Annotated in this window: 20 protein-coding genes; 8 read left to right on the forward strand and 12 right to left on the reverse strand. The window is 41.3% G+C overall.

The genetic code is table 11. The features are described from left to right. Nucleotides 1-163: 163 nt before the first annotated feature. Nucleotides 164-961, reverse strand: a complete 798-nt coding sequence (locus NLP_RS03185; protein WP_104905114.1) for an SDR family NAD(P)-dependent oxidoreductase — start codon at nucleotides 959-961, stop codon at nucleotides 164-166. A 476-nt stretch (nucleotides 962-1,437) separates the two neighbouring features. Between NLP_RS03185 and NLP_RS03190 the strand changes: the two genes are divergently transcribed. Beyond that, complete coding sequence (locus NLP_RS03190) at nucleotides 1,438-2,343, forward strand: SMP-30/gluconolactonase/LRE family protein (protein ID WP_104905115.1); 906 nt, start codon at nucleotides 1,438-1,440, stop codon at nucleotides 2,341-2,343. After that, entirely contained in the window at nucleotides 2,340-2,882 is a 543-nt protein-coding gene (locus tag NLP_RS03195; protein ID WP_104905116.1) for a DoxX family protein, read from the forward strand. The genes NLP_RS03190 and NLP_RS03195 overlap by 4 nt, the downstream gene beginning before the upstream one ends. A 112-nt stretch (nucleotides 2,883-2,994) precedes the next feature. Here NLP_RS03195 and NLP_RS03200 read toward each other — a convergent pair whose 3' ends face one another. From NLP_RS03200 to NLP_RS03240, 9 genes are all read right to left on the reverse strand, one after another. Next, the gene (locus tag NLP_RS03200) at nucleotides 2,995-3,405 is read right to left on the reverse strand and encodes a peptidoglycan-binding domain-containing protein (protein WP_158680267.1); all 411 of its coding nucleotides are present in this window, start codon (nucleotides 3,403-3,405) and stop codon (nucleotides 2,995-2,997) included. A gap of 259 nt (nucleotides 3,406-3,664) precedes the next feature. Then, nucleotides 3,665-4,606: a VOC family protein gene (locus NLP_RS03205; RefSeq protein WP_104905118.1), complete on the reverse strand. Its 942-nt coding sequence runs from the start codon at nucleotides 4,604-4,606 to the stop codon at nucleotides 3,665-3,667. Nucleotides 4,607-4,764: 158 nt separating this feature from the next. Next, the gene (locus tag NLP_RS03210; protein ID WP_104905119.1) at nucleotides 4,765-6,132 is read right to left on the reverse strand and encodes an NAD(P)/FAD-dependent oxidoreductase; all 1,368 of its coding nucleotides are present in this window, start codon (nucleotides 6,130-6,132) and stop codon (nucleotides 4,765-4,767) included. Nucleotides 6,133-6,278: 146 nt separating this feature from the next. After that, nucleotides 6,279-6,524, reverse strand: coding sequence for a hypothetical protein (locus tag NLP_RS03215; protein WP_104905120.1), 246 nt, complete (start codon nucleotides 6,522-6,524; stop codon nucleotides 6,279-6,281). Nucleotides 6,525-6,562: 38 nt separating this feature from the next. Beyond that, nucleotides 6,563-7,228 (reverse strand): cytochrome c oxidase subunit 3, encoded by a 666-nt coding sequence (locus NLP_RS03220; RefSeq protein ID WP_104905121.1) that lies wholly within the window; start codon nucleotides 7,226-7,228, stop codon nucleotides 6,563-6,565. 171 nt (nucleotides 7,229-7,399) lie between these two features. Then, nucleotides 7,400-9,064 (reverse strand): cytochrome c oxidase subunit I, encoded by a 1,665-nt coding sequence (gene ctaD / locus NLP_RS03225; RefSeq protein WP_104905122.1) that lies wholly within the window; start codon nucleotides 9,062-9,064, stop codon nucleotides 7,400-7,402. After that, nucleotides 9,054-9,977, reverse strand: coding sequence for a cytochrome c oxidase subunit II (locus tag NLP_RS03230; protein ID WP_104905123.1), 924 nt, complete (start codon nucleotides 9,975-9,977; stop codon nucleotides 9,054-9,056). Before NLP_RS03230 ends, ctaD begins: the two co-directional genes overlap by 11 nt. Before the next feature lie 32 nt (nucleotides 9,978-10,009). Then, nucleotides 10,010-10,615 (reverse strand): DUF2231 domain-containing protein, encoded by a 606-nt coding sequence (locus tag NLP_RS03235; protein ID WP_104905124.1) that lies wholly within the window; start codon nucleotides 10,613-10,615, stop codon nucleotides 10,010-10,012. Next, the gene (locus NLP_RS03240; protein WP_104905125.1) at nucleotides 10,612-11,106 is read right to left on the reverse strand and encodes a DUF2231 domain-containing protein; all 495 of its coding nucleotides are present in this window, start codon (nucleotides 11,104-11,106) and stop codon (nucleotides 10,612-10,614) included. Before NLP_RS03240 ends, NLP_RS03235 begins: the two co-directional genes overlap by 4 nt. 795 nt (nucleotides 11,107-11,901) lie before the next feature. Between NLP_RS03240 and NLP_RS03245 the strand changes: the two genes are divergently transcribed. The 6 genes from NLP_RS03245 to NLP_RS03270 all read left to right on the forward strand — a co-directional run bounded on the left by NLP_RS03245 (nucleotide 11,902) and on the right by NLP_RS03270 (nucleotide 19,159). Then, nucleotides 11,902-12,714: an SDR family oxidoreductase gene (locus tag NLP_RS03245; RefSeq protein WP_104905126.1), complete on the forward strand. Its 813-nt coding sequence runs from the start codon at nucleotides 11,902-11,904 to the stop codon at nucleotides 12,712-12,714. Nucleotides 12,715-12,720: 6 nt separating this feature from the next. Continuing rightward, nucleotides 12,721-14,841, forward strand: coding sequence for an amylo-alpha-1,6-glucosidase (locus tag NLP_RS03250; RefSeq protein ID WP_104905127.1), 2,121 nt, complete (start codon nucleotides 12,721-12,723; stop codon nucleotides 14,839-14,841). A gap of 15 nt (nucleotides 14,842-14,856) precedes the next feature. Continuing rightward, nucleotides 14,857-15,795, forward strand: coding sequence for a cation diffusion facilitator family transporter (locus NLP_RS03255; RefSeq protein ID WP_104905128.1), 939 nt, complete (start codon nucleotides 14,857-14,859; stop codon nucleotides 15,793-15,795). Between the two features lie 73 nt (nucleotides 15,796-15,868). After that, nucleotides 15,869-18,265: a glycoside hydrolase family 15 protein gene (locus NLP_RS03260; protein ID WP_104905129.1), complete on the forward strand. Its 2,397-nt coding sequence runs from the start codon at nucleotides 15,869-15,871 to the stop codon at nucleotides 18,263-18,265. 100 nt (nucleotides 18,266-18,365) lie between these two features. Beyond that, a complete protein-coding gene (locus NLP_RS03265) occupies nucleotides 18,366-18,824 on the forward strand; it encodes a cupin domain-containing protein (RefSeq protein WP_104905130.1) in 459 nt (152 codons plus the stop codon). Nucleotides 18,825-19,006: 182 nt separating this feature from the next. Beyond that, nucleotides 19,007-19,159: a lmo0937 family membrane protein gene (locus tag NLP_RS03270; RefSeq protein WP_104909758.1), complete on the forward strand. Its 153-nt coding sequence runs from the start codon at nucleotides 19,007-19,009 to the stop codon at nucleotides 19,157-19,159. A gap of 104 nt (nucleotides 19,160-19,263) precedes the next feature. Here NLP_RS03270 and NLP_RS03275 read toward each other — a convergent pair whose 3' ends face one another. Both NLP_RS03275 and NLP_RS03280 read right to left on the reverse strand, forming a co-directional pair. Continuing rightward, a complete protein-coding gene (locus NLP_RS03275; protein ID WP_104905131.1) occupies nucleotides 19,264-19,623 on the reverse strand; it encodes a hypothetical protein in 360 nt (119 codons plus the stop codon). A 132-nt stretch (nucleotides 19,624-19,755) separates the two neighbouring features. Next, complete coding sequence (locus NLP_RS03280; protein ID WP_104905132.1) at nucleotides 19,756-20,964, reverse strand: 4-hydroxy-3-methylbut-2-enyl diphosphate reductase; 1,209 nt, start codon at nucleotides 20,962-20,964, stop codon at nucleotides 19,756-19,758. Nucleotides 20,965-21,058: the final 94 nt, after the last annotated feature.

Genomic DNA, 21,058 nt, shown 5'->3' on the forward strand with positions numbered 1-21,058 from the left:
TTCGGGATTAGTGGTCTGTCCGATTAGTTTTGAGAGATTCAGAGAACGAACCGCAAAGGACGCAAAGAGCGCAAAGGAAGAAGGAAAGAAGAAAAATTTAAATTTGATTCACCATATCAGAATTAATCGGACAGACCACTAGTTTCTCCTAAACCTCCTTTGCTCACAAACTTGCAACCGAGCCACCATCTACCCGATAATTAGAACCAACCACAAAGCTTGATTGCTCAGAGCAAAGGAATGCAATCACAGCCGCAACTTCTTCTGCTTTGCCACGTCGTTTAAGTTCGATGTGAGGGCGCTGTTCATCAAGAAAACTGTCAATTGCCTGATCAAAACTTACACCCAATTGTTTTGAGCGCTTTTCCATCATTGCGTCAGTCATTGGGGTGGCAATATAGGCAGGAGAAACTGCATTTACCAACACGCCATCTTTTGCATAAGCTTTAGATAAATTTTTAGCAAGATTCAGTACTGCTGCTTTGCAAGCGCAGTAAGGCATCTCTTCTGGGTAGGGCTGTAGTGCATCTTCCGAACTAATGAGGATGACTCTTCCCCAACCAGTTTGACGCATTGCCCCAATAAAAGCGCGACAGGTGCGTACCGCCGCCATCAAGTCAACCTCAATCGTCTTGTACCACTCTTCATCACTTAGTTCCAGGAAATCTCCCGTAGCACCTGTGATTCCTGCTGCATGAACAAGGATGTGAACTGTTCCGAAGCGCTCAATAATTTGCTTTTTAGCAGCTTCGACTTCTTTGGGCTGAGTGAGGTCTGCCTGAAGTGTAAATATTTCTCCAGACTTTCTCAACTCTTCAGCCGCCAGTTGAAGACTTTCCGAAGTCTTATCGATAATAGTAACCTTTGCACCTTCACGAGCGAGCAATTTAGCTGTCGCTTTTCCAATGCCAGAATCACCTCCAGTAATTACAGCAACTTTATCTTTCAGACCAAGATCCATAAGCTATTTATTAGATGAAGAACAATTTACGCCAAACCGATTAATTGAGAAATATTTAAATAGTTTTTATTTCTACATTTTACTTTATGTCACAAACTCTGATTTTTTCAACTTATCGATGGTATATCTCTTAAGATGATAAATTCAGCCTTTAGACATAGATAAACTTAAAAAAGTTGTTTTAACTGAGAATTGGGAAAAAAGTTGGTGGTAGATGGATGGGTATAACCTAGAGTTACAGAGGTATTGTCAATTTAAAATTTTAGATTATACCCAAGGGATTAATTTTTATTTATGTCTAAAGAGGGGCTAATATTTAATTTTAATTTTATTTTTGTCTATATATTATGTAACTCAAGCATATTTGATATCTATAAAAGTGTGGAATAATTTTACAGCCTATTAATTTTTAAATTGACATTAACTTGAACCTGCCATTTATCGCCAGTAACCAAGTTAAATAACAGGAGATTCCTATGCCTGAAGCCATTGAGATTTCTGACGATCGCATCTGTGCCTTAGTACGCCCAGGTGCTTCACTGCAAAAGCTGGCAAACGGTGCAGTCCATAGCGAAGGCCCTGTTTACTTTCACGAAGATGATAGCGTTGTGTGGAGTGACGCTCACGGCAACCGCCTGTTGCACTGGAATTCTACCAAAAACGTCAGTGTTATACGCGACCCATCTGATTACCAAAGCGGTAATTACCGCGACTTAGAGGGTCGTTTGGTTGCGTGTTCCTCCGGTCTGCGGGCTATTATCCGACGCGAACACGATGGGGAATGGAAGGTTTTAATCGATCGCTACCAGGACAAACGCCTGAATAGTCCAAATGATTTGGTAGTCAAAAGTGACAACACGATTTGGTTCACCGATCCGCCTTATGGGATCACCGAGCCAAACCAAGGTTACGGCGGCGAACAGGAACAACCTGGAAGTTACGTATACTGCTTTAACCCGACTACTGGTGAGATTTATGCTGTAGTAACGGATATGGTACGCCCGAATGGGCTGGCTTTCAGTCCAGACGAAAGTTTACTATATGTTTCAGATACAGCTGCGTTTAATATTCCTGGTGGGCCTCATCATCTTCGCGTCTACGAAGTTGTAGATAATCGCCATGTAAAAAATGGGCGTGTGTTTGCAGTCATCGATCCAGGACAACCGGATGGATTTCGGGTTGACGAACATGGCAATATTTTTACTAGTTCTCAAGACAGCGTGCAGGTATACGCCCCAGACGGGACTAAGCTAGGAAAAATTCTCATCCCGGAGACAAGCACTAATCTGACTTTCGGTGGTAAAGAACGCGATCGCTTATTTATCACAGCCGGTCATTCTTTATATGCTATTGACCTTAATACCCGTGGTGTACAACTATGATTTATCAATTTGGGCTGGGTGTAGCGATCGCCTTTTTTCTCGCTGCATTTAATTTCCCCCAATTAGGCCCACACTTGTTAAGTTCACTCTCTTTTGTGTATCTTGACGGATTTCCCGGATTGGCACTTTTACTATTAAGAGTTAGCCTTGGCTGGTTGTTTATACTACATGGCTATCCCAAAATAACGCATCTTCAACAATGGGCTGATTCTCTAAAAACGCCTGTTTCTCTTTGCTTTTTATCAGCTGCATCGATGTTAGGTGGGGGAATTTTTCTAATGATTGGATTCCTGACACTCTTAGCAACCTTGCCGATTCTCTGCTCAATGATTTTTGCGATTTATTTAGACATTTCTGGAAGTAAGCCTTTTGTAGCCCAAGATCCATACTTAATTCCTGAACAACAGTATAAAGGGCCTTTAGGAAAAGGTGAACCGCCAAGTTGGGAAAAAGCTTTTATGTACTGCGTCATGCTGATTGCGATCGCGGTTTTAGGCCCTGGAGCTTATTCACTTGATGCTTTAATTTTTGGACGCTGAAACATACATTATTTATCAAGACGCTTGGCTTTGTGAAAATTGAAGGCTAGAATTCATTTCCTAGCCTTTTGTCTTTAAGACATTTTTGCAATCAGGATATTAGTAAACCATTTTATTTAAGAGCGGCTAAAGTCCGGCGTCCAATTATTCCGTCTGCTCTTAATCCTTTAGACTTCTGAAATTTCATCACTGCTGCACGAGTCTTATTATCAAAGACACCATTCACACTTGCTGTATAAAATCCTTGCTGCTTTAAAGAATTCTGAGCAGTTTTCACTGTATCTCCCCTGCTGCCTACTGTTAATACAGTACCAGTACTACGCCTTGCCATACTATTAGACTTGTGCATAGCATTAGGCTTGTGCATAGCATTAGGCTTTTTCATCATGTTGCCTTGCGGAGTACTTTGGGCAATGTGGGTAGTAGTAGCCGTTGTATTTTGACTTTTATTAGTTAAAGAGTAAGCAGGCAAAGCAGCTGCTAGAGTCAAAGCAGGGAGCAAAGCAAGTATTTTCCAATTCATCTTCTTGTTCCTTCCAACTGGATGAGATTTTGCAATTTCTATTTGAAGAGTCATCTTCATAAGGGACTGTGCCTTGAGTGATTCTCCTTTGTAGATTCTGGTATGTGGGTTTAGTCTGAGACTATTTCCCAAGCCAGAGCTATAGCATTACACGGGGTATTGACAAAGCTATTGCGAAATTGTGACAAAAGCATGACTAAATGTATTAAAATTTATGTCGTCTGAAATTGCGCCCTGATTTATGAAAATTTCCCTAATATCATTCTGCAATGAGTAGAATGGTGTGTTTGTCAGGATCTTTTATTAAATAACCTTGCTTCTTAGAAAAAGAGTTATCTACAATCGGTATCTGATTTTGCCGTAGCTTATCTATTAGCTGCTCAATATCATTGGCAATAAGCTCAATTTGCACACTTGCAATATCGCAACTTTTCCAGTCACTTGGTATCGGACGGCCCTTTCCAGGCAAAATGTAGTCTAACAGTTCAATTCCTACACCATCTTCAACTGGTTGCAGTCCTGTAATTCTCACTTTGGCTCCTGGTAAGTTATCCAAGCGAGTTTGAGTTGCACGCCAGTTAAGGCTGTGGCTATCAATTTGCATTCCCAGAAGGTCGCAGTAAAAGTGTAGACTTTGCTCAGTGTTAGAAACTGCGATCGCACTATGATCGATTCCCAAAAACAAGCTATGACTGTTTTGATGCCATTTCTTTTTACCTTTATCAGGCGGAAACCAAATTAACTCTAAATCATGGCCATCAGGATCTTTAAACTTGAAAGCACGGACACCACCAGATGCTTCATTATCAGGTAGTATTGTCTGGGGAGCAACTGAAATTGGTTCAATGGGAAATGAACGCAAGTGAGCATAAGCGCGATCCATATCACTTACAACAATCGCCAGATGTTGAAACCACAGGTCATTACTTTGTGAATCGCTGGGAATCGGCTTACCCTGAATATTGAGATACTCTATCAACTCGATAAATTCATCTCCAAGTCGTAAGCTAACAATGCGAACTTTTGTCCCAGTTACATCTTCTAAATCGCTGTACTTGTGCCCTTCAACAGTAATATCAGAAACTAGTTTAAAATCCAGTGCTTCTTGATAGAAATTTAAAGAGCGATCGCAGTTTGTCACTGTTAATCCAATAGCTCGAATTCTTTGCACCTGTACGTTGATATGAGTAGGTGTATTCATAAATCAATGTCCCCTTTACCCTCTCCCAATCTCTAGTGGCTTGTCAAGCTAGTAATGAAGAGTTTGTAGTAAGCACTAAAGTGCTTAGAAAATAAGGACTTTAGTCCTTACTACGAACTTGTTTCCACATCAATTTAAAGTTGACAGATTACTAATCCCTAGTCTCTTTTATCCTCCGAACCCAACATTTTCAATAGTTTTCTGGCAACTAAAACACCTACAACTCCTGCACCAACTACTTCCACTGCTTGGACAACTTTTTTGCTCACATCATGAGGGTCAAGGTGGTGGTGAAAAATCTCTTCATCCACCCATTCACTAGCAGCTTTAAAATCATGAATTGGAGTTGGTAATAGCGTTAAATAAGTGCCTTGACGGATTAAATGCCCGGATTCGCCTGTAATTTCCAAAACATTAAAAACGTTAGCAGCAGCATTATTTAACCCTAATTTTAAGAGAGTTCCGCGTATATTTACCTTTGCTGGTTTGAGGTCTTCGCCCAACGCTAATGCTTTCAAATTTTGGGCAATATTGGCTCCTTGCTGATAAGCAACTTGGGCTGTTAGCGGTAGTGATTTATTCTCAACGGCTGCACAATCCCCGCCTGCAAAGACTTCTGGAAAGTCAAGTAGTTGCATTGTGGGAGTAACTATGGGGCGATCGCGACGATCGCGATGTTCTTGGGAAATTGGTAAATCTTTAATCAGTGGATGAATAGAAGTACCAGCTGTCCAGACTGTGGTATACGTTGCCAGTGTATTAACTTGATTATTACTCTTATATTCAATTGCATTAGGGTGAACAGCAGTAGCTTCTGCTCCCGTAAGGATTTCAATTGGTACAGTGCGCTTTTGTAATTCTTTCTCAGCAATTGGGCGTAGTGGATCGTTAATATCGGCATCAAGGATTTTTTGACCATGATTAAGCAGTACTACACGGATTTCACTAGAACTTCCTCCCATAGCGCTATACCAATGTGGGAGTAAATCTGCTAAAGTAGCTGCCATTTCTACACCAGAAGCACCACCACCAACTATGACTACTGTTAATAGTTTCCGGCGTTGTTCTATATCTTCTGTTTTGACTGCTTTTTGTAAACAGTCGCGTAAATGACGGTCAAGAGCGATCGCATCTTCTTGTGTCCAAAAAGGGAAAGCGTATTCTTGGGCACCTTCAAGATGATGATAAGCAGTAACATTACCCAAAGCTAATACTAAATTACTGTAGTTGTAGGAGTTTCCCGAAACTAATTTTATTTCTCGTTGATGCAAGTCTACCGATTGCACTGTATCTTGAACAAAGATGACACCGCTACCTTTAAGCAATTCCGAAAAACGCGGTACTACTTGAAAAGTATCCATCTCACCATCGAAATATTCATATAGTAACGGCTTAAAGCAAAAGCGTTCATTTTGATCGATCAAAATTACAGAACGAGGATAATGTTCCTTAGCTAGGTGTAAGGCTGTAAATAAGCCGGTGAAGCCACCACCGACAATAACAGTTTGATAAACTGGGCTGTTCATAAAATATCTCCAAAGTATGTCAAATTATGATTTTGCCAGGATGTTAAGCATTTAAATCAGATTTTTTTGCTTGATGACGCACAGGTGCAAAGAAAGAGTCAAAATTAAGACTTTTGCAAAAGCACAAATGACAAATGACAAATCTGCTATATAAATAAAAATAACGCAATTAAAATGACGCTGAGGAATAAAGCGAAAGCAATAGCGTATTCGACTCTACGACTAAAAAATCCCACAGCAGCAATTAGAGCGATCGCTAGCCCAATAATGCCAATATATTGTTCTTTTTGTAAACCTTGTGCAATGAGAGGGTCTTTACCTGGTGCTGGTGTTTCTTGAACTGCTTTTGGGGCGAGTTCTGAGGCTGGTAGTTCTTGCAATAATAAGTTCATGAAATTCCTCCTGAGAATACTTGGTTAACTGAAAAATTTTATGCCCGCCAAAGGTAGATAAGCGAGAAAAGGAAGACCCAAACTACATCTACAAAGTGCCAAAATAGTGTAGTCGCACTTGTACCGAAGTGAGTCTTATTATAATTGCCTGGAATGAATGAGCGAATCAGCATAATTATCTGAAGCACAACACCAGCCAGAACGTGTAAACCGTGGAAACCCGTCAGCAAATAGAATGTGGAACCAACTAATCCTGTAGTAATCTTAAAATCAAGATTTTTCCACTCAATTAATAGACCAATTAAAAAGTAGGTTCCCATTGCGATCGTTATCAGCCATAGCCCGCGAAATTTACCCAGTTGATTACGCTTGAGGGCATTTTCTGCTGGTTGGATCACAAAGCTACTAGAAAGTAAAACTACCGTATTAAGAATCACGAGTTTAGACAATTCTGGGCCAGAAATACCGGGTGGTAGCCAGTTAGTAGTATTCAGTCGTAGAGCAACATAAGTAAAGATAAAACTCAAAAAAATGATACTTTCTGACAACAGGAACACAGTAAATCCAAACATTCCTTTGCCATGATGATCTTGATGACTTCCGCCACCACTTGGCAGAAAGCGCTGTAACCAATTCGGTAAGCGTCGCAGCCACCGATCAAAACGGATCGGACTTTCATCTATATGAATGTTGCCACGTTGCATAATTTTGGAAATTGGGAATTAAGAATTGGGAATTGGGGATTGGGCACTTGTACTGAGCGACTTGCCCTCTTGGTAGTCGTTGGCGCAGCCTCTCGTAGAGAAGGGAGCCGAAGTATTGGGGATTGGGCATTGAAGAATTTATAACTATATCTCCTTCCCACTCCCCAGTCCCTACCGATTTGACTCAGCATTATCAGAATTTTCCACGAATGAATATTTTGGATCGCCATAGTCGTAAGGAGGTCTGTTGACAACAGGAATCTCTTCAAAGTTATCTCGCGGAGGTGGTGAGGAAGTTGTCCATTCCAATCCCGTAGCGTGCCAGGGATTATCAACTGCTTTGGCTCCATATAGCCAGGAACCGACAATGTTAGCAATAAAGGGCAGTGTCGATGCTCCTAGTAAGAACGATCCCAGGCTAGCGATGACGTTCCAACCCTGATACTGAGGATCGTAGGAAGAAATTCGGCGTAACATCCCTTGCAAACCTAATGGGTGCATGGAGAAAAAGGTGATATTAGCAGGAATAAAGGTCAACCAGAAATGCAGCTTACCCCAACCCTCAGCGTACATCCTGCCAGTTATTTTGGGAAACCAGAAGTAAATGGCTGCAAAGATTGCCATTGTGATGGTATTAAAAACGATGTAGTGGAAGTGACCTACTACAAAGTAAGTATTATTGACGTGGATATCAAATGGGGTGGCGGCAAGCATCACACCAGTCACACCGCCAAAAATAAACATCGCTGCACCTCCCATCGCAAATAACATTGGTGTCTCTAGGTGCAATTTGCTCCTCCAGATGGTGGCAGTCCAAGCAAATGCTTTAACACCAGTGGGTATGGCAACTAACATCGAGGTGGCCATGAAGGTCATCCGCATCCAGTCGGGGGTAGCACTGGTAAACATGTGATGCACCCAGACGAAGATGCTGACTACAGCGATACCTAAAGAAGCAAGAGCAACTGACCGATAGCCAAATAGAGGATTGCGAGAAAAGGCTGGCAGAACTTCCGCAATAATACCGAAGGCTGGTAGCGCCATGATATACACTGCGGGGTGAGAATAGAACCAGAATAAATGTTGGTAGATAATGGGATCGCCACTTCCTTCAGGTTTAAAAAATTGTGTACCGAAGGAGAGGTCAAGCAACAGTAGTATCAATGCAGCCGTCAAGGAGGGCAAATTAATCAGTTGCAACAACTGGGCGCTAAAAACTGACCACACAAAGACGGGCATTCTAAAAAATGTCATCCCTGGTGCCCGCATCCAAAAGATAGTAGTGACAAAGTTGACAGCCCCCATAATTGAGGAGATGCCGATTAGTACTAGGCTAACTATCCAAATGAATTCACCGTTAATGAACTGATCGCCTGGAACTTGCAGACTAACTGGTGGATAAGACCACCAGCCAGCTTGTGCAGTCCCGTTAGGCAGCAAGAAGCTAGATAGTAGTAGAAGACCGGCTGGTGGCAAAATCCAAAAAGAGATGGCGTTGAGCAGGGGAAAAGCCATGTCCCGCGCTCCAATCATCAATGGCACTAGGTAGTTAGAAAGACCTGCATTGAAGGGAATAATCCACAGGAAAATCATGATTGTCCCGTGCATGGTGAACAAACCATTGTAGAGGGGGCGATCGACTAAATTTGATTCCGGGGTGAGCAACTCAGCACGGATAATCATCGCCAACAGCCCGCCAAGCAGAAAGAAAATAAAGGTCATCACCATGTACTGAACACCGATTACCTTATGGTCGGTGCTGAAACTGAAATATTGCCGCCAGTCATTTTGATGTTCTCTATTCTTGGCTATAGCTTCACTCATATCATGTGTCATTATTTATCTTCCTTTGATTCGCTATAGCAGGTTGAGGAGGTGTGATGGTGTGCCAGCCGCTTTTAAATAATGTCTTTGGTGGTTGGATATTTTCGGCAACTGCCTGATTTTTATCGTTCGCAGTTTCACTAGATACCGTTTGCGCGAGCCACTGGTTATATTTATCAAGGGATTCAACGTATACATCTGCCTCCATCAAGGCAAAGTAAGTACCACTGAATTGAGAATCTTTCAGTCGATATTTGCCTGGGCGAATGGGTGTTAGCACAATGTCAATCTTGCGCCCTGGAACAATATCCTGTTTTAAGCGAAACTCAGGAACGTAGAAACCGTGGATTACATCCTGGGCTTGCATATTTAAGCGAGTGCTGCGATTGATTGGCAAGTGTAATTCCTTGCTGGTAACATTATTTGGATAGCGGAAAGACCAATCCCACTGCTTAACGAAAACATCAATTGTTTCAGATGCAGGTTTGGGGACATCACTGACGGTTGCAGCGTAGGCGGGTGCAGATTCTAGGGGTGTGTGCAAATGCACAATTTGGTTTAGACCCAAAATATCTAATTGCTGATAAATATTGAAGCTTTGCAAGGCAATCCATACTACTAGCAGAGTTGGGGTCGCTGTCCACAATATTTCTAGCTTCCCATTACCTCTAGAAGGGTGTCCCTCGCTGTAGTCTTCCGGGCTGGCGCGATGGAAAGCGATCGCATACACAATAACACCAACAAGCCCCAGCAAAATAAATGCTCCAATTGAGACTAAAAAGCTAAATAAATCATCTACGCGTTGTGCTTCTGCTGTCGCCTGGGGAGGCATCCAAGAAAACGCCTGTTGTCCAATCCATCGACTGACAATTAGCAGCCCTGCGACATAAAACGCTATTAGTACATATTCAAAAAAACTAAACATAATAATCTCATGTAACAGTGCTTCTTGCTTGATTATTTGGGTAGTAAATTTGGGTTTTTACCTTCTTGGAGTAACTTCGCAGCAGTAACGTGAATTCCAAACTCTTCTCCCAATTGCGCTCCCAAAGTTCCGTGGACAAACAAGATGCCCAATATTGCAATACCTGCTAACAAGTAACTCCACTGCACCTGCCTAGAAGCATCCTTGCGCCAGCGATAGCGTTGTAAACCTCTCCATACTGTCATGGCTGCGATCGCTCCCAACAGCAAAACGCCACCCAAACCATGCAAAAGCATCGTCCAACCAGCAGTTAACCCCCAAACGCTCTTTTGATCGATTGGTGGATTTGCTAACAGTAGCTCGAAAAAACCAGCTGCAACCGTGAAAAAAGTTATAAAAGCTGCTCCTATGAGGTTATACCAGCCGACATCAAAAAAACCAGAACGCAGAATAGGCAGACCCAAAAATTTGAAGATTGGTTTTTCTAAAGCAAAAAGCGCTCCGGCAATATCAAAAACGATCGCAAGAATGAATAAACCCAATGTTAGATGCACCAGTTGCGGATGTATCGGAATCTCATAAGGTAATCCGTTAGCATTCAGCCTCAATCTCAACTGGTCAATCAGTTGCCAGTTCATGGCGAAACTCCCTGCTTCATCGCTTGCACAACTGGCTCGATGTGTAACCCATACACCCAAACTAGCTTACTCCCTAGATAGACTTGCAAGCACACTAGCCAGACTAAAAACGTTGCAGCACCCAAGTAAGCAGGCGGTACTTTCCGTGGGGTGCGTTTGCGAATCACAAAACGCCAAGCTGTAATGCCAACGACAATAGCCGCCAGTGACCAACCCATCAACGTATGAAAATTCAGTGTTGGTTGGACTGCTGGGTAGATGTTCGCCAGACCTGCTTCAAACTGACCAAGAATCACCGCTATAAAGATAGCTGCTGAGGCCACAAACATATTCCAGAAACTCACCTCAAATAAACGCACGTTGCGCGTGAAATAGCCCAGCACATCGCACACGAAAGAAAAAAGCACCATCGCAATTACGAAATGGACAACTATCGGGTGTAGAGGGTCAGGGTATGGTAAATTTTGGTTATTCAGAGACAGAGCAGGCATCGCTTTCTCCTTCATGGGTCTAAATAATGTAGATGCGTTGCATGGAATTTCCATCCGCCTAACGCACCATTCATATTTTTAAGAATACTGTGCTAACGCCACAGTTCAACTAATTAAAAAACATTGGAAATTTACGATGCACTGAAAAGTTTTAAGTAAATTTTTAAATAAAAAACTTTTTACATACTTCCTTTTTCAGCGATTATTTTTCACTAATGTCAAAACTCACTAAAATAACTATCTTTTTGATTTATATTATATTATATGTAAATTTGCATTTACAAAAATTAAAAGAGAGTTATTTCTGATTAGATAGGATATTTGACAACAGCCAATCAACTCAGATACTTTAGAGGCAGCTAAAAAATCTTTAACGTCTTACTTTATATGGTTTTATTACTTTAGCTCATTTTAGATTTGATTAAATCAAAATTTTACTTTAACCAAACTTGCTTTGAATATACCATAAATCTTTATTGAGATTGATGTTAGCTTTCAAATTTAAATTTTACAAATTTTCAAAATAAAAACATACTATTGCCACACAAATGACAAATAATTGAAATATCATTTATAAAAAATATGCTATTTATCTTTCTCTGGATAGATTAGAAAAATACTAAATATTATTAAAATCATAAAAATGTTTTGCTTTGTTCATAAATAGCTTACTGATTTGATAATTTAAATCGCCAAGTTACTACTACGTCCAAAAAGCAAAAATAATATGATGAAAGTCTTCCGAATATTCAGACACTCACAACGAATACAAGTTTTAAAAGTATTGAAAGCATTATGAGCTATTCCCCTTACCTGCTCAAAGGTCAAAAAGCACTTGTAACGGGTGCTAGTTCTGGTATTGGTGAAGCTATAGCTCGCTATTTAGCTCTATCAGGTGCAGCAGTAGCCGTCAATTATCATTCGGGAGCTGAGTCAGCTCAAAAACTTGTTGATGAGATCAAAGCGGCTAATGGTGAAGCATTTGCTATTCAAGCTGATGTTAGCGAAGAAGACCAAGTAAAGGCAATGTTCAGCCAGACGATCGAGCAATTCGGCACTATTGACATTTTGATAAACAATTCGGGTCTTCAAAAAGATTCACCGTTTGTAGATATGACCCTTGACCAATGGAATAGAGTTATTGGGGTGAACCTGACAGGACAATTTTTGTGTGCGCGGGAAGCTGCAAAGGAATTTTTGCGCCGGGGTGTACAGCCTGAAATTTCATCTGCCGCAGGTAAGATTATTTGTATGAGTTCAGTGCATCAAGTAATTCCTTGGGCGGGTCATGTTAATTATGCTACTAGCAAGGGTGGTATTAATATGATGATGCAAAGTATTGCCCAAGAACTTGCACCCCACAAAATTCGCGTCAATAGTATTGCTCCTGGTGCAATCAAAACTCCCATTAATAAATCAGCTTGGGATACTCCAGAAGCAGAGGAGAAGTTACTAAAACTGATTCCAGCCAAACGTGTCGGAGAGGTGGAAGACATCGCCAAAGCAGCAGTTTGGTTAGCTTCTGATGAATCTGATTATGTTTATGGTACAACACTGTTTGTAGACGGTGGTATGACCTTGTATCCAGGTTTTACAGAGAATGGTTAATAGATAATGCCGACAAAAGTCATTGTTAATCCTGGTTTGATAACCATCAACGATGGTTCTTCTTTTTTAGTAACAGCTAGTGATGGTTCTATCGACGAAAATTTACCTCAAGGTTTTTTTGTTTGGGATACACGCCTAATTTCTTACTACGAAATTTCTCTCAATCGCCACCCACTTTCGCTGCTAGCTTCTAGCATTATCACCCATCATAATGCGCTTTACCAATTCACCAACCCGCAACTTCCTATTATCAACGGCACTTTACCTCCTGGTAGTTTGCTTGTAACAGTTCGGCGCGACATTGTGGAAGGTATGCATGAAGATATTGATATAACTAATTATCACAGTGAAACTGTTAAGTTTCAATTAATGCTAGCTGTGCGCTCTGATTTTGCGGATATTTTTGATGTCAAATCACAGCAAATCTTGACGCGGGGTGAGACAGAAACCACCTGGAAAAATGGTGTACTCACTACTGAATATCGAAACGGCTCTTTTTTAAGAGGTATTGTGATTGAGCCAGTTTGTACTAGTTCTGAGCCACGCTATGCCAATGGTCGTTTAATGTTTGATGTTACCATTGCTTCTGGCAAAACATGGCACACTTGTATCAATTTTACAGCCCTAGCCAATGGAAATGTCTTCAAACCTCAAGACACCTGCGCTGTACCTCATAATACAAAAGCCGGAAAAGTTAGGGATGAGTTTCTGATTAATGCGACAAAGTTGCGATCGTCCAATGCTGAAATTGCCGAATATTATCAGCAAGCGCTCGTAGATATGGGAGCGTTGCGGATTGAGGTACATGACAATGGGCATCAATTTTGGATGCCTGCTGCTGGTATTCCCTGGTTTGTTGCCGTTTTTGGACGCGACTCGATAATTGCTAGTTTGCAAGCGATCGCAGTTTATCATGAATTTGCCCGTGGCACCTTACTAAAACTGGCTCAACTCCAGGCAACTGAGTTGGATGATTGGCACGATGCTCAACCAGGCAAAATGCTGCACGAAATGCGCCGCGATGAGTTAACTACATTAAACCTCCTTCCATATCATCCCTACTACGGAACAGTAGATACTACCATCCTTTGGATTGTTACTTTAGCTGAAGCCTATAACTGGAACGCCGATGTCAGTATGCTTGATGAGTGTCGAGCGCCATTGGAAAAAGCCCTAAGTTGGATTGACAAATACGGCGACTTTGACGGCGATGGCTTTGTTGAGTATTTAACTCGTTCGTCAAAAGGATTACGCAATCAAGGTTGGAAAGATTCGGGGGACTCGATAGTTTACCCAAATGGTCAGTTAGTTGAACCGCCAATCGCTTTGTGTGAAGTACAAGGTTACGTTTATGACGCTTGGCAAAGAGCAGCCTTAATTTATGAAGTGTGGGGCGAAAAAGAGCAAGCGAAAAAGCTGCGTCAAAAAGCCGAAGAACTTTATCAACGATTTAACGAGCGCTTTTGGATGGATTCAGCTGGCTTTTACTGTTTAGGATTAGACGATAAAAAGCAACAAATTCAATCAATTACCTCAAATCCTGGTCATCTGCTCTGGTCTGGTATCGTACCACAGGAACGAGCAAAAAAACTTGTTAACCGACTTTTTCAACCAGATATGTGGTGTGGTTGGGGTGTGCGGACTCTTTCATCTGAAAATCCGGCATATAACCCGATTAGTTATCAACGGGGTAGTGTTTGGCCTCATGATAACTCGATCGTTGCGGCTGGATTAAAAAAGTATGGCTATCATCAAGAAGCTAACCGCATTGCTGAGGGGATTTTTGCTGCTGCTAGTTATTTTCAAGCTGGGCGAATGCCAGAATTGTTTGCGGGAATTGAACGCCAAGATGATAACTTTCCAGTTCCCTACCCAGATGCTAATATACCCCAAGCTTGGGCTGCTGGTTCAATTTTCTTACTCATTCGTACCATTTTAGGACTTAAAGCCGATGCCTCAAAACAACAGTTAAAAGTACAGCCGAATCTACCAGATTTCTTACCCGATTTAGAACTCACAAATTTGTCTGTAGGAGACGCTACGGTGGGATTGCGCTTTTGGCGTGATGGCACACAAACCCAATGGGAAGTTACCCATCTGGATGGTGAATTAGAAGTTTCTGCATAATTATTATTTACTCTCATGGCATCTAATTCATCTCATAAAACTATATTTGCAGCGATGGGCGCTAACTTAGCGATCGCTATTACTAAATTTATTGCTGCCTCCATTACTGGCAGTTCCGCTATGATCTCTGAAGGAATTCATTCGGTGGTAGATACTGGCGATCAACTGGTACTTTTGCTAGGAATTCGCAGAAGCCAAAAGCCAGCAGATGATAGCCATCCTTTTGGTTATGGTCAAGAACTTTATTTCTGGACTTTCATCGTTGCTATCCTGATCTTTGCCCTTGGCGGCGGTATGTCAATTTATGAAGGAATCACTCATTTAATTAAACCTAGCCCTCTAGAAAACCCAATGTGGAATTATATTGTGTTAAGTATGGCAATATTATTGGAGGGTTATTCTTGGACTGTAGCTTTAAAAGAGTTTTTGCCGACCAAGGGAAGACAAAATTTCTGGCAAGCAATCAAAAACAGTAAAGACCCCACAGTAATTACAATATTATTTGAGGATTCTGCTGCAATTTTAGGTTTATTTGTTGCCTTAATAGGAATCTTTTTAGGACATTTATTTAATAATGTTTATTTTGATGGCATTGCCTCGATTGTTATTGGCATTATATTGGCTATAGTAGCAGTGGTACTAGCAAGAGAAAGTAAAGGGTTATTAGTTGGTGAAAGTGCTAATCCTCAAACTATAATCAATATCCGCTCTTTGTCAAAAACAGAACCAGGAGTGCAAGAAGTTGTACGTATATTAACAATGCAGCTTGCTCCCCAGGAAGTATTACTCAACTTAGAAATTCAATTTTCTAAAAATCTTACAGGTGAGGATATAGCACTAACCGTAGAAAATTTAGAAGTAAAAATTCGCCAAAAACATCCTGAAATAAAACAAATTTTTATTGAAGCAAAATCCTTAACCGCCGCTCGCCAATTTTCGCCAAATTCTCAATAAATTTTTAATCAGATAAATATCAAATACATAATTTTCCAAAAATCTTCAAAGCTTATCGGTACAACAAAACAGTATGGTAAAGATTATTGGTCAAGCAGAAGCTTTTGGCTCGCCAGGTATTGAACCTCGATGGACTCAAGCGAATAAAGATGGAGTCGGAACAGCTTACTCTACCTCTAGTCGCGTTTGGTTTACTATCTGGAATGGTGTTGTTACTGAAGTCTACCATCCTACAGTAGACAGACCCCAAATTCGAGATTTGCAGTATCTAATTTCTGATGGGAAAAGCTTTTTCCACGAAGAGAAAGGCGATCTCGAATCCAAAGTGGAACCGATGTGGACTCATGGTTTAGGATACCGTATCACTAATTCCGATCCCCAAGGACGTTATGCCGTAATCAAAGAAGTAATTGCCGACCCGCATTTATCTTGTATCTTACAGCACACAAAATTAACAGGAGAGGACGATTTTATCTCCCAACTTCATTTATATACTTTGTGTGCGCCGCATCTGGAAGTTGGAGGTATGGGTAATAATGGTTACGCTGTAGAGGTTGCTGGGCATCATATTCTAATAGCCGAGAAACAAGGAACATGGCTGGCGCTGGGTGCAACAGTTCCCTTTACCCGCCTTTCCTGTGGTTACGTGGGTGAAAGTGATGGCTGGACAGATTTAGCTGATAATTTCCAGATGGATTGGGAGTTTGACAGTGCAGTGGATGGCAACCTTGCTCTGACTGGAAAACTAAATCTAGATCGCACTAAAGAGTTTACTTTAGGACTGGCGTTTGGTACAAACCTGCACAATGCAATTTCTACACTATTTCAATCGCTCAATATTCCTTTTGAACAGCAGAAGCAGCAATACAGCGAACAGTGGAAGCGATCGCGCCGCAATATCCGACCCCTCGAAGATGTTTCATACAATGATGGGAAGTTGTATCACAACAGCATTAGTTTGTTGTTAGCACATGAAGACAAAGTTTATCCAGGTGCGTTGATTGCATCCCTTGCGATCCCCTGGGGTGAAGCCAAAAACGACCAAGACGAAGGCGGATATCACCTTGTCTGGACGCGGGATATGGTAAGCAGTGCATCAGGTTTAGTGGCTGCTGGTCAAACAGAAACAGCAGTGCGATCGCTAATTTATCTCGCCACCAGCCAGCAGGAAGATGGCGGTTTTGCCCAAAATTTCTGGGTTGATGGTAAACCTTACTGGAAAGGTATCCAACTAGATGAGGTGGCATTTCCGATTCTTCTAGCATGGCTATTGCACCAACAGAATACTTGTTTAAAATTCGATATTTATCCGATGGTTCTGCGGGCGGCGGGTTATTTAATTCGTCACGGCCCGGCTACCCAACAAGAACGCTGGGAAGAAAACAGTGGTTATTCACCATCAACACTAGCATCCAATATTGCCGCCTTAATCTGTGCTGCTCAATTTGTTCGTGAACGTGGAGATGAAGCAACAGCAAAGTTTATTGAAGAATACGCAGATTTTTTAGAATCTCACATTGAAGCTTGGACAGTTACTACTGAAGGAACTTTAGTTCCTGGGATCAAACGGCATTATATCCGAATAACTCCCTCAGATATTAATAATCCTCACCCCAACGAAAATCCTAACCAAGGAACTATTTTCATTAGCAGTCAACCAGCTGGTGAACCAGCAGAATTTCCGGCCAAAGAAATTGTCGATGGCGGATTTTTCCAATTAGTACGCTATGGAATTCGTAAACCAGATGACCCGATTATTGTTGATTCTGTCAAAGTAATTGATGCAGTATTGAAAGTAGATACACCTGTTGGGCCTTGTTGGCATCGTTACAACCACGACGGCTACGGTCAGCAAAAAGACGGAAATCCTTATGTCGGTTCGGGTAAGGGACGCGCTTGGCCTCTTTTGGCAGGAGAACGAGGACATTATGAACTAGCTGCTGGCGGCGATGTCAAAACATATATCAAGGCGATGGAAGGATTTGCTTCAGACACTTGTTTGCTACCAGAACAGGTTTGGGATGAGGCAGATATACCTGATATCTATATGTATTTAGGAAAACCAACAGGTTCAGCCATGCCTTTAATGTGGGCACACGCAGAGTATATCAAGCTGCTACGGTCAACTCATGACGGACAGGTGTTTGATTTTATTCCAGAGGTGGCAAATCGCTATCTAGGCGAAAGAAAGCAGTGTAAATCATTGGAAATTTGGAAGTTTAACCGTCAAGTAGACAAAGTTAAAAAAGGTCACACATTGCGAATTCACGCTTTAGCATCTTTTCAATTGCATTGGTCAGATGATAATTGGCAAACCGTAAAAGATACGCTTTCTACTTCCACAAAGTTAGGAGTGAATTTTGTAGATATTTCTGTTGCTGATAACCAGCAACAGCCAATCAGCTTTACCTTTTTCTGGATTGAAAGCAATAAATGGGAACAATGCAATTATACAGTTGCAGTTGATTAGTAGCAATTATTGCAAGTTTTCAGAGTTTGGAGTAAGCACTTTAGTGCTTAGAAAATAATGACTTTAGTCCTGACTCACACAATAAAAAAGAGCCATTTTTATGCAGAACAACTCATCAAATAAACCAACAATTGACTACTGGCACGTCTGGATTGATCGCGACGGTATAAGTCACCAATCCCGTTGTCAAATTGAGGACTTCATGGAAAAAGGCATAGCCCCAGATACTTCACCGCAGTGGCTTTCTAAGTTGAAACAGTCCGGTGCCACAATCACCTTTACTGTGCTACCTGTAGGATGGGTTGGCAACTGGCATGAGAACCCCAAGCCCCAGTGGATAATCCCACTGTCGGGACGCTGGTTTGTGGAGACTATGGACGGACAGCGAGTCGAGATGGGCCCTGGCGAAATTTCATTTGGAGAAGATCAGAATACAAAAGCAGACGCGCAAGGTCATAAAGGTCACTTATCTGGAACAGTAGGCGATGCACCTGCTGTTCTGATAATGGTGCAACTTGAGGAGACTCCGACTATAGAGCAATCCTGTCGCTTGAGATAAGGCTTTGCTTAAAACTACTAACAGCTATCTTTATCTAATTAAATAGTAACGAAAGATTAAGCATACCAAGTCACTTTAAGTGGTGGTGTAAAGTAATCTTTCTTAAGGCAAATAGAATAAAAGTGAAGATCGGGAGTAAAATATTTGAACAAATAAAAACTGATTTGATTCAGGACAAATATATGTTGAGTATACTTTGGGGTATTGTTGTTATCCTGGTTGCCTTTTGGGCATTAGGACTGACACTTCATATTGCCGGAAATCTAATTCACGCAGTGTTGCTTATAGCCATTGGCCTTGCTATCTATAATTTTTTCAAAGCGCGTGATGTGTGAATAAATATAGCGTTTCCTAATCATAGTCAGGTACATCATAGTCCCGATAGTCCTTTCCTTGCTTTTGGGAGGAGGTTAAGGGTGGGATTCTTGTACCTCACTGATTATCTTTTACCCTTTAGCTCGACTTTATCGGCAATTATAAACAAATAATCTCCGTAATCGTTTTCATACTTTTTGACAATCTCAGTAATGCGTCCTGTATTTATATCTGCTGCTAGCCTTTGACACCTGGCTGCGATTTCATCAGCAGAAGCTAGCAAGTTTTTCAAATTACTCGAACACTGAAGATTAGTTACTGATAAACTGCGTCCACGTTGAAAACCGTAGTTCTGTATGAATAGAAAAACCCTCATCCCCCAGCCCCTTCTCCCAATATTGGGAGAAGGGGAGCCGGAAAGAAGTCCCTCTCCCAAGTAGGGAGAGGGATTTAGGGTGAGGGCAAAAACTACGGTTCTCAACATAGATGAGGTTTAACTGATATTGGTGTGGTATTTCGCCAATAATGAAATCGATAATTTTTGTAAGGCGGGCTAGATGCCCACCCCACAATAAGTAATTGGATATTTTTTATTTGCAAGTCTTTCTGAGAACTGTTAAACCAGCGCTGCTGTTGCTTTTAATGTAAAAATCTTCTCAATCACATCTTCTACCACCTTATCTGGCGTGGAAGCACCAGAAGTAATTCCCACAACAATTTCTCCATTAGGCAACCAGTTTTCTGTAGTTATTAACTGTCCATTTAATTGCCGATGTTCAATAGAATATCCTGATTTAATACGTTCAACAGTATCAATATGATAAGAAGGAATTCCTCGCTCAAAGGCAATTTGTTGCAACTGAGTAGTATTCGAGGAATTAAACCCACCAATTACTACCATCAAATCTAAATTATGTTCCACTAATTCCAGCATGGCATCTTGCCGTTCTTGAGTAGCATCACAAATGGTGTTGAAGCTTTGGAAATGCTGATTTAACTCAGTAGGGCCATACTTCTGTAACATAGTCCGCTCAAAAAGCTTGCCGATTTGCTCAGTTTCACCTTTAAGCATGGTAGTTTGGTTAGCAATGCCAACTCTTTCTAAATCGCGATCGGGATCGAATCCTGCTGAACAAGCTTTAGGAAATTTTGTCAGAAATTCTTCACGGTTGCCACCATTGATAATATAGTCAGCAACATATTCTGCTTCTGGCAAATTTAACACAATCAAATATTTGCCAGCAAAAGAACTAGTCGCAACTGTTTCTTCGTGCTTATATTTCCCGTGAATGATTGATGTATAATCGATTTTTTTGTGCTTTTCTACTGTATTCCAAACTTTAGATACCCAAGGACAAGTAGTATCAACAATTTTGCAGCCTTTATCGTGAAGTATCTGCATTTCTTGAACGCTAGCCCCAAAAGCGGGTAATATGACTACATCACCAGTTCCCACAACAGAAAAGTCTTTATTCTTTCCTTCAATGGGGATGAATTCTACTTCCATCTCCTGCATCCGCTGATTTACAGAAGGGTTGTGGATAATCTCGTTAGTAATCCAGATGTGTTCTGTGGGGAAGTGCTGACGAGTTTCGTAGGCCATTGCTACAGCTCTTTCTACACCCCAGCAAAAGCCAAAGGCTTGTGCTAGTCGGATTGTCACATCACCCCGTTGTAGAGTGTAATTGCGATCGCGAATTTCTTGAATCAAGTTACTCTGATACTCAGATTGCAACTGGGTGGCAACTTCTGCTTGATGACCAAAGCCCTTGCGATTGTAATTTTCTGAATGTTGGAGGCTGCGCTTAAAAGCTTTTGTATCCATGAGATTTTTCTATTTAAACCACTATTGCTTATTTTCTCGCGCCTAGACGCGATTGATACAGAGTTGTCTTCAAAGATATTACTTCTTTTTGGGC

The organism is Nostoc sp. 'Lobaria pulmonaria (5183) cyanobiont' (assembly GCF_002949795.1).
In the GTDB taxonomy this organism is placed as follows: domain Bacteria; phylum Cyanobacteriota; class Cyanobacteriia; order Cyanobacteriales; family Nostocaceae; genus Nostoc.